General features: G+C 70.4%; 11 protein-coding genes. 3 read left to right on the top strand and 8 right to left on the bottom strand.

Annotation, left to right across the window (positions count from 1 at the left end):
* Positions 1-196: 196 nt before the first annotated feature.
* The 3 genes from EVJ50_RS02675 to EVJ50_RS02665 are packed head-to-tail and all read right to left on the bottom strand — an operon-like array spanning position 197 to position 4,070.
* Positions 197-772 carry a DUF2808 domain-containing protein gene (locus EVJ50_RS02675; RefSeq protein ID WP_150882240.1) on the bottom strand — a complete coding sequence of 192 codons (576 nt, stop codon included), beginning with the start codon at positions 770-772 and terminating at the stop codon, positions 197-199.
* Positions 773-780: 8 nt separating this feature from the next.
* Positions 781-2,085, bottom strand: a complete 1,305-nt coding sequence (locus EVJ50_RS02670) for a glutathione S-transferase family protein (protein ID WP_150882239.1) — start codon at positions 2,083-2,085, stop codon at positions 781-783.
* Positions 2,082-4,070, bottom strand: coding sequence for a mechanosensitive ion channel family protein (locus EVJ50_RS02665; protein ID WP_150882238.1), 1,989 nt, complete (start codon positions 4,068-4,070; stop codon positions 2,082-2,084). The genes EVJ50_RS02670 and EVJ50_RS02665 overlap by 4 nt, the downstream gene beginning before the upstream one ends.
* Before the next feature lie 76 nt (positions 4,071-4,146).
* On the opposite strand from EVJ50_RS02665, the gene gorA reads away from it, so the two are divergent.
* Both gorA and EVJ50_RS02655 read left to right on the top strand, forming a co-directional pair.
* On the top strand, positions 4,147-5,514 hold the full coding sequence (gene gorA / locus EVJ50_RS02660; RefSeq protein WP_150882237.1) for a glutathione-disulfide reductase: 1,368 nt from the start codon (positions 4,147-4,149) through the stop codon (positions 5,512-5,514).
* Positions 5,515-5,708: 194 nt separating this feature from the next.
* The gene (locus EVJ50_RS02655) at positions 5,709-8,747 is read left to right on the top strand and encodes an EAL domain-containing protein (protein ID WP_150882236.1); all 3,039 of its coding nucleotides are present in this window, start codon (positions 5,709-5,711) and stop codon (positions 8,745-8,747) included.
* Between the two features lie 4 nt (positions 8,748-8,751).
* Here EVJ50_RS02655 and EVJ50_RS02650 read toward each other — a convergent pair whose 3' ends face one another.
* The 5 genes from EVJ50_RS02650 to EVJ50_RS02630 all read right to left on the bottom strand — a co-directional run bounded on the left by EVJ50_RS02650 (position 8,752) and on the right by EVJ50_RS02630 (position 13,432).
* The gene (locus tag EVJ50_RS02650; RefSeq protein ID WP_150882235.1) at positions 8,752-9,081 is read right to left on the bottom strand and encodes a helix-turn-helix transcriptional regulator; all 330 of its coding nucleotides are present in this window, start codon (positions 9,079-9,081) and stop codon (positions 8,752-8,754) included.
* A gap of 120 nt (positions 9,082-9,201) precedes the next feature.
* On the bottom strand, positions 9,202-11,229 hold the full coding sequence (locus EVJ50_RS02645; protein ID WP_150882234.1) for a 4Fe-4S binding protein: 2,028 nt from the start codon (positions 11,227-11,229) through the stop codon (positions 9,202-9,204).
* A 206-nt stretch (positions 11,230-11,435) separates the two neighbouring features.
* Positions 11,436-12,302, bottom strand: coding sequence for a PAS domain-containing protein (locus EVJ50_RS02640; protein ID WP_150882233.1), 867 nt, complete (start codon positions 12,300-12,302; stop codon positions 11,436-11,438).
* Between the two features lie 91 nt (positions 12,303-12,393).
* A complete protein-coding gene (locus tag EVJ50_RS02635; RefSeq protein WP_225323043.1) occupies positions 12,394-13,071 on the bottom strand; it encodes a pentapeptide repeat-containing protein in 678 nt (225 codons plus the stop codon).
* A 55-nt stretch (positions 13,072-13,126) separates the two neighbouring features.
* On the bottom strand, positions 13,127-13,432 hold the full coding sequence (locus EVJ50_RS02630; protein ID WP_150882231.1) for a helix-turn-helix transcriptional regulator: 306 nt from the start codon (positions 13,430-13,432) through the stop codon (positions 13,127-13,129).
* Between the two features lie 111 nt (positions 13,433-13,543).
* Here EVJ50_RS02630 and EVJ50_RS02625 point away from each other — a divergent pair, with 111 nt between their 5' ends.
* A complete protein-coding gene (locus EVJ50_RS02625) occupies positions 13,544-14,287 on the top strand; it encodes a hypothetical protein (protein ID WP_191964844.1) in 744 nt (247 codons plus the stop codon).
* Positions 14,288-14,387 lie beyond the last annotated feature (100 nt).

Genomic DNA, 14,387 nt, shown 5'->3' with positions numbered 1-14,387 from the left:
CGTTCAAACCACCATCATCGTGAATCCGGCCCGCCGCCGCGTCCATTCCGGATTGTGTGCATTGCCTGAACGCTGCAGACCGGCCCAGGCAGCAGGGCTATGACGGAAATCCCGACGCAGCGCCACGCCGTCGGTCCGAGCGACGCCACGACCCGCTCCGGAAACGCCCCCGGCCCCCGGGGGCGTTTCTGTTTGGTCACCAGGGTGTGAACACCGACATCCGCACGACGCCCACCGGCTGCGAGACCGGCCCCGGACCGGCCGGAAGGGCCGCGACGGTGAACATGTAGAGATCGGCGGCCGGGTTGATGCCGATCGGGAAGGCCACCGTCACCTGGGTTCCAGGGGGCACCGGCTCCGGAAAGCGCACCGCCACGAGGCGGGCGTCCTCACTCGCCTCGACCGAAACGGGGAGCTCGGCGCCGCGGGCCCGGGGTCGCCCGATGAAGGCATGGGCCCTGCGGATGCCCCCTTCGAGGGCAGCCTCCACGCCCCGGATCTGCTGCACGGTCAGGCCCCCCAGAGACACACCCGCTCCGGTGGGGAGATCGAGGGTGATGAACACCTCGGCGCCACCCGCCCCTCGCTGCCAGCGGTAGTTGCGCAGGCGCACCTTGGTGGGCGGTTCCAGGAAGAAGGTCTGCCCCCGCAGTTCGATGGCCCGGGCCGGCGGCGCGACGGGTGGGGGCGCCAGGAGCGACAGCACGGGCACGGTGCCGATGCTGAGCAGGGCCGCCAGGTGGCTCAGCAGCAGGGTGCGGCCACACGCCATGGACCGCCTCATCGCCCCGTCACCGCATCCGACATCGCATCGGCAACGGCCGTGGCGGCCGCCGCGAAGGCAGCCGGATCCTGATCAAGGCGATGCTCCTGGGGCAGGGGCGGCGCAGCGTCCGGTCCGTCGAGGGCAGCGGTGGCCTCCAGGGAGGCCCGCAGCAACCGGGCCGCCGGCAGGCTCATGTCCCGGGGAACGCTGATGCGGTCACGCAGGGCGCGCAGGGCCGGTGCCGTGCCGGTCGGCGGCACGATCGCCTGCCCGGTGGCCAGGTGCGTCAGGGCGCAGCGGTAGGCACCATCCACCACCTCGAGCGCGTCCGAGCTGCCGCCGCTGCGCTGAGCCGAAAGCAGCATCAGGGCGCCGTGATGCCGGGTCAGGCGCCGGATCGCTTCGGAGCGAGCCTCGGCATCGACGCGGCGGCTCGATTCCAGACCCCCGAGATCGCCCAGCTCGCCGCGGTCGATGGCCGCCGCCAGCCGCTGCTGATCGGGCCGGCCGTTGCTGGCGCAGCAGCCCATCTGGGGGGGCAGGTCGTGGGCGTGGGTGTGCCAGTCGCCCTGGGTGCCGCGGTAGGCCGCCGTGCCCTCGAGGGCCGTGAGCCAGCGGTGCAGCAGGGGATGCTCCCGGCGCAGCAGATAGCCCTTGTAGTAGGCCAGGCTCGCCGCCATCCGCTCCACGAACGGCAGGGCCACCGCATCGCGGGCCCCGAGGGTGTCGGGTTCAGTGTCACCGGGGCTGCGGTGCAGGGCCTGCTCGAGGGCCGAGGCCTCCCGCCGGAAGCGCTCCATGGCCCGGCGATCGGCCCGCTGATCGCCGCCGGTGCGGCAGAGCCAGTCGCACCAGGCCCCGAAGAGGCGCCGCTCCTGCTGCCGCCAGGCCTGCATCGCTGGATCGCCCAGCGAGGCGCCGAGGGGGCCGAAGCTGCGTTCGAGCTCCTCGAGGATCCGGTCGCTCTCGGTGATCAGGCGCTCGTCGATCTTCAGGGCCGGCAGCATGCCGGAGGGCACCAGGGCCCGGTACCACGGCTCCTTGCGGCCGTAGCAGTGCATGCTGACCTTGCGAACCCGGTAGGGCAGCCGTTTGCCCTCCAGCCAGAGCCACACCTTCTGGCAGTAGGGGCACCAGGCGTGGTGGTCGCGGTAGAGGGTCACGCGCACGGCGCTCTCCGGCTGACCGAAGAGGCGCAGGCCGGCCTGGGCGTTGCAGGCACCGTTCACCCGGTCCGGCGCCGTCCCGCCGAGGGCCTCCAGTTCGGCCCAGTCGAAGGGGGCGGAGGGGCTGCTGACCGGTACTGCGGACTGGCTCATGGCCGGGTGGTGAGGGGGTGTCGCTGGATGGAGAGATCCTGGCGGGGAATGCCCAGGGGAATGCCGGCCGCATCGAGGGCCTGCTTGACCCGCAGCCGGAACTCCCGGCCCACCAGCCACTGGGCCAGGGGCGCGGTCTTGATCCAGACCCGGATCAGGCAGCCGGAATGGTGCAGCCGGTCCACCCCCAGCACCTCGGGCACCTCCAGGATCCGCTCCTGCCAGAGCGGGTCCCGGCTCAGGGCCTCGGCCACCCCGCCGATCACCGCCAGGGCCCGGGGCAGGTCGGTGCCGCTGGAGACCTCCACCTCGAAGTTGACGCGCGACCAGTCCTTGGTGAGGTTCTCCACCACCTTGATCTGGCCGTTGGGAAGGGTGGTGAGCTGACCATCCAGACCCCGCAGATGGGTCATGTAGAGGTTCATGTGCTCCACGAAGCCGCCCTGGCTGCCGATGGTCACGACATCACCGATGGCGAACCGGTCCGTGCTGAGGATGAGGACACCGTTGATCATGTCCTCCAGCAGTCCGCGCGACAGGAAGCCCACGGCCACGGCCACCACGCCGGCTCCCGCCAGGATCGTGCGGTCGACCTGGAGCGCCACCAGGGTGAAGTAGACGCCGAGAGCCAGGCAGATGGGCCGCACCGCACCGGTGAGCACCCGCCCGTAGGTCTGGGCGCGCATGGCATAGCGGCTGGACTCCGGATCGCGCAGGCGGGCCTCCGCCAGCCAGCGGGCGAGCTGACGCTCGATGCCCAGCTGCAGCAGCACCTGGGCCACCACCACGGCGACCCACACCACGGGCACCAGCAGCCACTGGCGCACCACCACCAGGGCCAGAGTGCGGGCCTCGGGCAGCACCAGCAGCGCCAGGATCACGGCGGCCACCATCAGGCTGATGCGCAGGAAGGTGAGCAGCTGCAGCGCGAGATCGAGCAGGTTGCTCACGCGCCGCAGCAGCACGAGCCGGGGCCGATCACCCTTCAGGAAGCGCCGGAGGCGGACGCGGCGCGACGCGGACCGGACCGGGCCGCCACCGGCCGCATGATCCGCCGCGTTCACCTCGATGGCTTCGCTCGCCTCGCGGGCCTCACCCACCTGGAGCCGATCGAGCGCCTGCTCCCGGGCCGTGCGATCGAGGCTGCGGCGCAGCTGCTGCACCCGGCCGCGCAGCTGGCGCAGCCGTGAGGCGAGCAGCCCCAGCAGCAGCACCCCTCCCAGCCCCAGCAGCAGCGGCAGCGCCATCACCAGCAGGCGGCCGGCGGGAAAACGTGCATCGAAGCTGAGGCCCCAGAGGGCTTCGCTGAGGTTCACCTCCAACCGCTCGCGCCAGCGCTCGGCGAGTTGATCCAGGGGCAGGCCGGCATGGGTGGCATCCGGCGCCGTGACGGTGACCAGGGTGCGGGAGGCCAGCCCGAGGTCGGGATCGGCCACCACGAACACCACGGTGCTGTCGTTCTTCACCCCCACCGCCAGCCTCGGCGTGAGCGGATGGAGGGGGTTCGGCCTGCGGTACCACCAGAAGCGCAGGCCGGTGGAGGAGCGGCCGGCGGCGGTGTCTGCCTCCTCGGCGGCAGCGAGCAGCTGCGGCTGGGGCCAGCGCCGCAGCTGCTCCACCACGGCCTCGAAGGTGAAGCGCACCGTGTCGGAGCGGCGCTCGGCCGCCCGGGCCAGATCGGACTGGGAGTCCTGCAGGGTGCCTTCCACCGCCACCACGATCGAGTCGGCGTGCGGGCCCCGCAGCACGTAGGGGAGCACCACGCTGCTGCACCAGAGCCGGCCGCAGCGGTGCGCCTTGCCCGGATCCCACCAGGGCCGGACCTCGGCGCCGGCCCCGCCGCCGGCATCCGCCATGGGCAGGGGCAGCGACTGGGCCACGGCACCCGCCCGGTCAAGGGCGACGGCGGAGGCAGCGGCCAGCAGCAGCCCGCACAGCAGCAGAGCCAGCCGCCGGAGCTGGAAGCGGTCCGGGCCGCGTGCCACAGGGGAACGTCGCAGGGGAAGCCCCACGCTGGCAGTCGGTGCGGCGGGCATGCTGGGCGGAACGTCCATCCCCCCGATGAGCAGCTGTTACGACCTGGTGGTGATCGGCGCCGGCTCCGGTGGCCTGGCCGCCGCCAAACGGGCGGCCTCCCACGGCGCCCGCGTCGCGATCGTGGAGGGCGATCGGGTGGGCGGCACCTGCGTGATCCGGGGCTGCGTACCCAAGAAGCTGCTGGTCTACGGATCGCTGGTGCACGAGCAGATGCGCGATGCCGGCAGCTACGGCTGGCCGGTGCAGGAGGTCGCCTGCGACCAGGCCCGCTTGCTGAGCAGCGTGCGGGCGGAGGTGGACCGCCTCAACGCCCGTCACATCGAACTGCTGGCGACCGCCGGCGTGGAGCTGATCCGGGGCTGGGCCCGCTTCAGCGGCCCGAACACGGTGCAGGTCACACCCTGCCACGGTGACGACAGCGGCCGGGAGCTGGTGCTGGAGGGCCGCCGCCTGCTGATCGCCGCGGGCGGCAGGCCGCACCGACCCGCCATCCCCGGGGCCGACCTGGCCTGGATGAGCGACGACATGTTCCTGCAGCAGCGCTTCCCCGAGAAGGTGGTGGTCGTGGGAGCGGGTTTCATCGCCTGCGAGTTCGCCGGCATCCTCACCGGGCTGGGGGTGCGTGTGACCCAGCTCGTGCGCGGCGACCACCTGCTGCGGGGATTCGACCGGGAGGCCTCGGCCATGGTGCTCGAGGGCATGCGGGACCATGGTGTGGACGTGCGCCTCACCCACAGCCCGGCGGCGATCGAGGGCAGCCCCGGCGCCCTGACGGTGCTCAGCCAGAGCGGCGAGCGGCTCGACTGCGGCGGCGTGCTGCTGGCCACGGGCAGGAGGCCGGCGCTGGCGGGGCTCAATCTGGAAGCGGCGGGCGTGGCGGTGGAGGGACACCGCATCCCGGTGGATGCCGATCAGACCACCAACGTGCCCCACATTCATGCGGTGGGCGATGTGACCGACCGGGTCAACCTCACCCCCGTGGCGATCGATGAAGGCCGCGCCTTCGCCGACACGGTGTTCGGCAACCGGCCCCGACGCGTGAACCACGATCTGGTGGCCAGCGCCGTGTTCAGCCAGCCGGAGCTGGCCGGTGTGGGCCTCAGCGAGGAGCAGGCCGTGCAGCGCCACGGCGAGGCCGGTGTCAAGGTGGCCCGTGCCCGCTTCCGCTCCATGGCCAGGGCCCTGCCCAAGACCGGCAGCCGCTGCCTGCTGAAGCTGGTGCTGCGCGCCGACGATGAGCGGGTGCTGGGCTGCCACATGGTGGGCGAGCACGCCGCCGAGATCATTCAGATGGCGGCGATCGCCGTGGGCATGGGTGCGACCAAGGCCGATTTCGATCGCACGATGGCGCTGCATCCGACCGTGTCGGAGGAGTTCGTGACCATGGGTTGAGCGCTGGCCGGCACTCTGAGATTCACGCTTCGGAAGCAATCGGAATCATTCGTAATCCGAGGCCGATCTTCAGGGTTCCACTGGGCGGATCCGGATGAAGACACCATGGAACCGGCCTGATCGCATTGAGCGGTTGTTGATGACCTGCCTAGGCATGAATACGTTGCGGGTGAGGCCCATTCTCAGCGCCGGTCATGGCCCAGCAGCTCAGCCAGCATCCCGCCACCGCCGCACACCGTGATGCCGAGTCCGACCTGACCGGGGCGCGGCGGGAGGCCCCGCGGGACCGGCTGGAGATGAGCACCGAGCATCTCGAGCGACCCGATGCCATCCAGGCGGGCGTGTACGTGCTGGTGCTGGAGCGTGACGGCCGCCTGCTCGCCTGGTCGGCCAACTGCAACGAGCTGGCGGCGGGCCAGGCGTCCGCCGGCGCCTGGGCTCTGGCGGATCTGCTCGATCGACCCTCCCGCCGCCGCGTGGAGGAGGCCCTGATGCTGGAGGACGCCAATCTCGGCTTTCACTGCCAGGCCAGCAGCGGCATCAGCCTCTGGGTGAGCGGCTTCGCCACCGATCGCGGCCTCGGGCTGCTGCTTGAGCCCACCGGAACCGGCGACGTGGTGGAGGGCGCCGGGGAACGGGGCGGCGAGGAGCGCCTGCCGCAGCGCAGCACCGACAACGAGCGCCTGCTGTTCAAGGTGATGGAGCGGATCAAGGTGCTCCAGAACTCGATCCATCCGCTCGATCAAGCGATCGATGCCTTCGCCACCGGCGTGGTCGACATCCTCCACACCATCGCCGGCTACAGCCGCACGATGATCTACCGCTTCGATGACGACTGGAACGGCACGGTCATCGCCGAGGCCCGGCAGCCGCAGGTCAGCACCTCCTATCTCGGCCTCAGCTTTCCCTCCACCGACATCGGCCCGAAGGCGCGGGCGGTGTTTCAGCGCATCGGCGTGCGGCCGGTGAATGACATCGAGGCTCCCGGCGTGGAGCTGATCTACCGCGAGCGCGAGGGCAGTGCCCATTCCCTCAGCCTGGCGGACTGCTATTTCCGCGATGTGGCCCAGTGCCACCGCCAGTACTTCCGCAACATGGGAGTGCGCTCCTCGCTGATCATCGCCCTCGTGGCCAACGGCCGCATGTGGGGCCTGATCGCCTGCCACAACGAGGGTGAACCCCGCCAGATCGGCCCGATCAAGCGGGCCGTGCTCAACGGCGTGGCCGACATCATCTCGATCGCTCTGAGCCGGGTGATCGATCGCCACGAAAGTGCCACCGTCCAGAAGCTGCAGAGCACCCTCAACAGCCTCCTCAGCGACAAGGTGGAGGGCATCGGTTCCATCAACACCTTCGGCCAGGCGCTCAACGCGATCATGGGCCTCTGCCGCGAGCTGCTCTGCTGCACCGGTCTGGCCTGGGTGGATGGCGATGAGGTCACCGTGCGCGCCAACGCCCCCAGCGAGGCGGGCGTGCTCACAATCGCCGCCTTCGTGCGCAGCTGGTGCGCGGAGCACGGCCGTGAGAACCTCAGCACCGGCGCCCTCACCGCCTACGGCCTCGAGCTCGATGCCGAGGACGCCACCCGGGCCGCCGGGGTGGTGAGCAGCGGTGGCAGGGGCAGCAACCCGATGCTGCTGCTGTTCAAGGCGGCGGCCCGGTTCGATGTCACCTGGGCCGGGGATCCCGATCAGCGGGTCAAGGCTCCTGACGGCTGCACCTGGCTGCATCCCCGGCTGTCGTTCGAGCAGTACGTCTCGGAGCACCGCAATCAGTCGCTGCCCTGGGATGCCATGAGCGGGATCCTCAGCCGCACCGCCTACACCTCCCTCAGTCAGCTGCACTGGCTCAAGCGCAGCGAGGCGGATTCACGGGCGATCGAGAAGGCGCGGGTGGAAGCGTTGCTGGCCAAGGAGGAGATGGCCCATGCCGCCATGCACGACGCCCTGACCGGGCTGGGCAACCGCCGCCTGCTCGACAGCCGCATCAACAAGCTGCAACTGCTCGGCCGCCGCTACTGCGCCCGGGTGGGGGTGCTGCTGCTCGATCTGGATCGGTTCAAGGCCGTGAACGACACCAAGGGCCACGATGTGGGCGATCTGCTGCTCAAGCGGGTGGCGGCGATTCTCAACGATTCGGTGCGCGGCCACGATCTGGTCTGCCGGCTGGGCGGCGATGAATTCGTCGTGCTGGTGGGTGGCTTCAAGGAGGAGGAGCGGCTGCATCCGGTGCTGGAGAGACTCTCCGATCGCATCATCGCCAACATCTCTGAACCCCAGCACATTGATGAGCACATTTGCCATGTGGGCACGAGCATCGGCGTCTCGGTGAAGGAGATCGAAGCGGTGAATCTGGTCGACATGCTGCGTGAGGCCGACATCGCCCTCTACGAGAGCAAGCACCAGGGGGGCAGCTGCTGCACCTTCCACACCAGCCAGCTCGATTCCACCATCACCCAGGCGGTGCAACTGGTCGACGAGCTGCGCCGGAGCATGGCCGAAGAGCAGCTGGAGATGCACTACCAGCCCCAGTTCGATGTGGCCAGCGGCCGCATCGTGGGCGCCGAATGCCTGATGCGCTGGCGGCACCCGAGCCATGGTCTGCTGCGCCCCGATTCCTTCCTGGCGATCGCCCAGAAGAACGGCCTGATGCGGGAGCTCGACATCATGGGCATCCGGTCGGTGGAGCGGCAGTACCTGCGCTGGTGCGAATCAGGCCTCAGCATCGAGCGTCTCAGCGTGAACATCTCAGCCGAACTGATCGGTCATCCCTCCCTGCTGGCCCTGCTGGCCGAGCTGCGCATTCCGCGCGAGGTGCTGCGGCTGGAGCTGCTGGAAACCATCTATCTCGATGGCCTCAACGACACGATCAAATCGACCCTCACGGCCCTGCGTGAGATGGGCATCCTGGTGGAGCTCGATGACTTCGGCACCGGCCGCTCCTCGATCCTCAGCCTGGTGGCCACCCGGCCCGCCGCCCTCAAGATCGACAAGGATCTGGTGATCCCGGCGCTCTCCTCCGATGAAGCGCGGCAGCTGCTGCAGCTGGTGGTGCTGATGGGTCAGAGCAGCAACGTGGAGGTGACCCTGGAGGGTGTGGAGAACGAGGGCCACATCGCCCTCGCCCGGGAGCTCGGCTGCGACACCATGCAGGGCTACGCCCTCAGCCATCCGCTCAAGGCCGGGGCCTTCGAGGCCCTGCTGAAGGAGCAGCAGTCCCGGTCTGAAGGCTGAGGGCTCAGCCGGCCATCTGGTCGAGCTGGGACTGCAGCCGATCCCGCAGCCGCCCCTGCACGAGGTTGCAGAGATCCTCGATCAGGGGATCGTCGGCCCGGTAGAGGAAGCGGTTGCCATCGCGCTGCACGCTCACCAGACCGGCCTTCTGCAGCTGGCCCAGCTGCCGGCTCAGGTGCGACTGACTGAAGCCTGTGCGCTCGATCAGGCTCGACACATCGAGCGCTTCCTCCCGCAGCGCGCAGAGCAATGCCAGCCGCGCCGGTTCACTGAGCAGCCGGAAGAACTGACTCAATTCCTCCAGCAATCTGGGATTGGGTGCGAGACCGGCCATGGTCGACGAGGCGTGTCGCAGCAACGCCCGCGGGCATCAGAAAACCATTGAACACCAGCACTACGCCTAGGTATTTCGGCGTTGCTGCATGCCCACAGCCACCAGCACCGGCGCCGTGATTCAGGGCAGCGCCACAAGCCAGCGGCCCCACAGCGCCGCCAGCAGAACCAGGCCTGCCCCCGCCAGCTGGAGCGGCCGCCGTCCGGGGAGCATCCGCCGCAGCATCAGCAGCGAGGCGAGCGCCGCCGCCAGCACAACGCCGCTCTGACAGAAGGCGATCACAGCCGGTTCCGCCTGCCAGGCCGGCAGCCGCGCCAGCGCCCCCTCCGGCAGCCAGGGCGAGAGGCTCACCGGCAGCAGCCGGCCCGCCTCCGCCATGCCCATCGGCAGATGGTCGGCCAGCATCAGACCCCACACCAGCGGCAGCAGGGCGAACAGGGCGAGCCGCACCGATCCCGGAGCCGCCCAGCGGGCCGGCAGCCCCACCCCGCCGATCCAGGCGCCCAGCAGCAGCGGCAGCCCGAGCGACAGGAGAACCCCCGCGCCGGAGGCGTGGGCCAGGGGCACGCTGCCGGCCAGCACCAGCAAGAGCATGCTGTCGCCGGGCGGAGCCTCCATCGCCGGCTGCAGATCGGCCGCCGGCGGGCGCAGGCGCAGCTGCACGGAGCGGTGCGGGCAGGCCTGGGCGCAGGTGAGGCAGAGCACGCAGTTGCGGTTGTCGCGCAGGTGGGCCGGATGGGTGCCGAGCGGGCAGCCGGCGGTGGCCAGGCCCTCACCATCGGCCGGTCCGCCCTTGAAGCAGGCGTAGCTGCTGCAGGTGCCGCTGCAGGTGCCGGCCTGGGCCCGCAGCTCCAGGATCGAGAGCCGGGCGAAGAGACCGTTCATCCCGCCGATCGGGCAGAGGTGGCGGCACCACCAGCGCTTCTCCAGCAGCAGCGAACAGAGCACGGCGCCGGCGGTGATCAGCAGCAGCAGCAGGCTGCTCAGGCGCGCCACCTCGGGCAGGGCGGCCTGGTGTTCCCACAGCAGGATGGCGGCAAAGCCCGTGGCCAGGGCCGGAGCCGCCCAGGCGTCCTGGTTGCCCCGCGGCCAGGCGGCCGGCCGCCAGCCGAGGCGCCGCACCAGCCACTGGCTGATCTCACCCCAGACCATGAACGGGCAGAAGGAGCACCACAGCCGGCCCACCAGGGGATAGCCGAGCAGGATCAGCGGCCACCACCAGGCCCAGAACAGATTGAGGGCACCGTTGTGGGCCCGGTCCTGCGGACCGAACCAGAGCCAGAGGTTCACCAGCACGAACACCCAGCTCACCAGCCCGAAGAGCAGGCCGCGCCAGAGGCGCGGATCCCGCATCACCCCCCGCAGGGCCGGCCGCCAGCGCCAGAGATCGAAGCGGAGCCCGTCCCGTCGCTGCGGCAGCCAGAACACCTCCTCCGGCAGGCAGGGCCGCGTCGCCGCCGCGGACGTGCGGGGCAGACCCTGGTCCTCCGCCTGGCGCAGGGCCCGGCTGAGCATCAGCTCCAGCTCGCGCAGGTTGCCGGGGAAATCGTGGCCCTGCAGCAGCCGCAGCACGGCTGGCGCCACATCCGGAGCCTGGGGCCACCCCTGCAGACGGGCCTGCTGCCGCAGGCCGTAGCGGACCCAGTCGCCCAGGTCGCGCCGCCGCACCCGCAGGGGCGGCACCCGGATCAGCTGAACGCAGCCATCGAACTCCGGCAGCGTCCGCTCGGCAGTGAGCAGCAGGCGTGGGCCGCTGACACTTGCGCAGCTGCTGCCGTTGGCATGGCCACTGCCCTGCTCCAACAGCTCCCGCAGCTCGGCGCGCACGGGTTCGGAGGCCCGGTCCACCCCGCAGATCAGCAGGCTGCCGCCCGGGCAGGCCGCCAGCGCCTGCCGCAGGTCCTCACCACCGGGCCGCAGAAGGGCACCCTGCGCACTCACCATGCAGGCCTGGCGGCGCGACGAGCCGAAGTGGATCAGAGCAGCGAGGTTGTCCTTCTCCAGACCCGGTTCGCCGCTGATCAGGACCGGGCGCTGACCGGGATCGGCGGCGGCCTGGCGGATCTCGGCCCGCAGCCGCACGGCGAAGCGGCTGCCGCCCACCACGCCGCGCCGGGCGCGGCCGACCGGCTGGGTCCGCTCACTCATGGCCGGGGCCCACGCCCGGTGCGGCGACGGGAAGCGCGGCGGCGTGCCGCCAAAGGCGGCCGCGGGAGCGGAAGAACCACGTGGAGCGACACCGGGGCGAACCAGCGGGGAGCACCTCCCCGGACGCGGCCGATGGAGGTGCGAATCACTTCCACACTCGCAGAGCGGTCCGGCGATGCAGGCCAGCACAGGAGTGTGATGTCGCCCTAGAGGCGAATGGTTGCCGGCTTCTGCCTGGGCTCCTTCTCCGGCAGAGGCTCAAACCCGGCCTCTGGCTCAGGCTCGGTTTCGGGCGCGACCGGCTGAACCGCCCGCTCGATCAGCTCCGGTACGACCTGGGGCACGTGGCTCAGCTGATCGAGCAAGTGGCAGGCTTGCTGCCGGGCCTCCAGGAAGGCTCGCCGGGCTTCGGGATTGAAGTCCGGATGGCGCACCATCTCCCGCTCCACCACCAGCAGCTGGTTCAGAAGGGTGTTGATGATGTGCTCGGCCGCCCACACCGTGGCCCGGTACACCTCGTAGGTGCGCGAGAGGGCCGCGATCTGGGCATCCTCCAGAGCCCTCTCTCTTGTGATGTCCTGCGTTGCGCCGTAGAGGGTGAGGGGGCGTCCCTCCGCATCGCTGAACAGCGCGCCATGGGCGCGGATGGTGCGCACGCTGCCGTCGTCCAGAACGATGCGGTAGTCGAACGGGTCGAACGGACCGCCCATCAGCCACTGGGAGGTGAGGGCGTGGTGACGCTCCACATCATCCGGATGCAGGCGCGCCACGATCCGCTCGTAGGTGACGGGCGAGCCGATCTCGAAGCCGTAGTTCCGGTACACCTGATCGCTCCAGGTGACCGCATTGGTGACCACATCCCAGCGCCAGAACCCGATGGACGCCAGGCGCGCCGCCTGATCGAGGTACAGCTGGGCCTCCCTGGCCTGTTCGAAGGCCTCAGCCGGGCTGCCCCGGGCTCCGGCTCGCTCACTCGGCAGCTGGGGGTGGGTTACACCCGCCGGATCAGGCCGCACAACGCCCTCCTCGCCGGAGGCCTCCGGTTCAGGGCGCTCTGGAGCCAGGAGGGACATGCGTGCCTCACCCCACCGGTTTCACCCTAAGAAGGGTGAGATCGATGGCGCCATGGGTGAATCCACCCAGGCGGCAGGGGGGCTGCGGAGCTCAGGTCGGGATGGCCGGCGGCAGGCGGGCCCCGTCGAAGCGGGCGCCCTCGAGCCGGGCCCCCTCCAGGCAGGTGTCGCGCAGGTCACAGCCGCTCAGGTCGGCGCCGCTGAGATCCGCACGCCGCAGGCTGGCGCCGTAGAGGCAGGCCTCCCGGAAGTCAGTCCGGGGCAGCCGGGCACCATCGAGGCGGGCGAAGCTCAGGTCCGCGCCGCGGAAGCTGGCCATGCCCAGGTCGGTGAGCTGGTCGAGGCCGGAGCGGAAATCGGCCTCCACCAGACGTGCCCCCTGCCAGTGGCTGCCGGGCGCCACCACCCCGCGGAGGCAGCAGCGGTGCAGGATCGCCCCCTGCAGATCCGCTCCCTGCATGCGCGATCCGGAGAGATCGGCGTCGTGCCACTGGGACCCCCGCCCCTTGAGCTCGGAGAGATCGCTGCCCCAGAACAGGGCCTGCTGAAAGCACACCCCCTCCACATCGGCACCCTGCAGGCAGGCGTGACCGAAGCGACCCTCCTTGAAGCAGCCGCCGCTGAACACGCAGGCCGCCAGGTTGAGATCGCCCGCGTCCGGCGCCTGCAGCGACAGGCCCTCGAAATGCCGGGACCCCGCGGCGACGGCCCGGCGCAGATCCTCGATCGAGCGCGGCAGGTCTGAGGACTCGTGGGCGGGAGCGGTCAAGAGGAGATCGGCAAAGGGGGGGCCGGCGCCGGCCCGCCGACGCCGAACAGCAGCTTCAGAGGCTGGCCGCCAGGGCATCGAGCTGCTGACGGCGGGCGGTGGTGAGCAGCTCCTCGGCCCTGGCCAGCAGATCGAACACCTGGCGGTTGATCACCTCGTAGAACACCAGGCTTCCCTCGGGCCGGCGCGACACGACGCCGGCCACGGTGAGGATCTTGAGGTGCTTGGAGACCAGGGCCTGACTGAGCCCAGTGCTCTCCACCACCGCGGTGACGTTGCGGGGCCCATCGCGCAGGGAATCGAGCACTGCCAGGCGGTTGGGCTCGGAGAAGGTCTTGAAGTACTCCGCGAGGGTCTCCATGGGAGGAAGGGGGGAGGGCCTGCGGCCGCAGCATACACACTTCTGCAGAAGCACGGGCTTGCGCAGCCGCGCAACGCTTATATCGTGACACCGTGTTGCCGTGATCAGACCATGGTCTCCGCCGTTCTCTCCCCCGCCCCAGCGCCCCAGGCGTTCAGCGGCCTCGATCTCCCGCAGGTGTACATCGGCTACGACCCCCGCGAGACGGCGGCCGTGCATGTGCTGGCGGAGTCGATTCAGGCCCGGGCCTCAGTGCCGGTGCGGATCGCCCAGGTGCGCCTGAGCCAGCTGAAGGCCGTGTTCCGGCGTCCCCACAACCCGCTGCAGAGCACGGCCTTCTCCTTCAGCCGCTTCCTGGTGCCCTGGCTCAACGGCTACAGCGGCTGGGCCCTGTTCATCGATGCCGACATGCTCTGCCTGGCGGACATCGCCGAGCTCTGGGCCCTGCGGGACGAGCGGGCGGCGGTGCAGGTGGTGAAGCATGATCACACCTGCACCGCCGGCCAGAAATTTCAGGGAATGCCCCAGACCCCCTACCCCCGCAAGAACTGGTCCTCGGTGATGCTGTTCAACTGCGCCCGCTGCCGTCAGCTCACGCCGGAGCTGGTCAGCACCGCCTCGGGTCTGCACCTGCACCAGTTCCAGTGGCTGGAGGACGGCGAGATCGGCTCCCTGCCGCCGGAGTGGAACGTGCTGGTGGGGGTGCAGCCGATCCCGGAGCGGCCGCGGATCCTGCACTACACCCTCGGCGGCCCCTGGTTCGACGACTGCCGCACCATGCCTGAATCCGAGCAGTGGTGGCTGGGCCTCGATGCGCTCATGGCCCCGCTGTCAGCAGGGCACGCCAGAACATGAAGAAAGGATGAGAAGGCCCGGGCGGCCGAGGACTGCCGCGGAGATCGACGTAAACCGGTTAAGGCTCGGTTAACCACCGCGTTCCATCCACCGGCCCCGA

The sequence above is a fragment of the Synechococcus sp. RSCCF101 genome (assembly GCF_008807075.1).
In the GTDB taxonomy this organism is placed as follows: Bacteria; Cyanobacteriota; Cyanobacteriia; order PCC-6307; family Cyanobiaceae; genus RSCCF101.
Note: the sequence above shows the minus strand (reverse complement) of the source record. Positions and strands in the feature narration are given on the sequence as shown.

Excerpts from the sequence above, each read along its gene's own strand:
- EVJ50_RS02675 (WP_150882240.1), bottom strand. The coding sequence starts at position 772 with ATGGCGTGTGGCCGCACCCTGCTGCTGAGCCACCTGGCGGCCCTGCTC.
- EVJ50_RS02670 (WP_150882239.1), bottom strand. The coding sequence starts at position 2,085 with ATGAGCCAGTCCGCAGTACCGGTCAGCAGCCCCTCCGCCCCCTTCGAC.
- gorA (WP_150882237.1), top strand. The coding sequence starts at position 4,147 with ATGAGCAGCTGTTACGACCTGGTGGTGATCGGCGCCGGCTCCGGTGGC.
- EVJ50_RS02655 (WP_150882236.1), top strand. The coding sequence starts at position 5,709 with ATGGCCCAGCAGCTCAGCCAGCATCCCGCCACCGCCGCACACCGTGAT.
- EVJ50_RS02650 (WP_150882235.1), bottom strand. The coding sequence starts at position 9,081 with ATGGCCGGTCTCGCACCCAATCCCAGATTGCTGGAGGAATTGAGTCAG.
- EVJ50_RS02645 (WP_150882234.1), bottom strand. The coding sequence starts at position 11,229 with ATGAGTGAGCGGACCCAGCCGGTCGGCCGCGCCCGGCGCGGCGTGGTG.
- EVJ50_RS02640 (WP_150882233.1), bottom strand. The coding sequence starts at position 12,302 with ATGTCCCTCCTGGCTCCAGAGCGCCCTGAACCGGAGGCCTCCGGCGAG.
- EVJ50_RS02630 (WP_150882231.1), bottom strand. The coding sequence starts at position 13,432 with ATGGAGACCCTCGCGGAGTACTTCAAGACCTTCTCCGAGCCCAACCGC.
- EVJ50_RS02625 (WP_191964844.1), top strand. The coding sequence starts at position 13,544 with ATGGTCTCCGCCGTTCTCTCCCCCGCCCCAGCGCCCCAGGCGTTCAGC.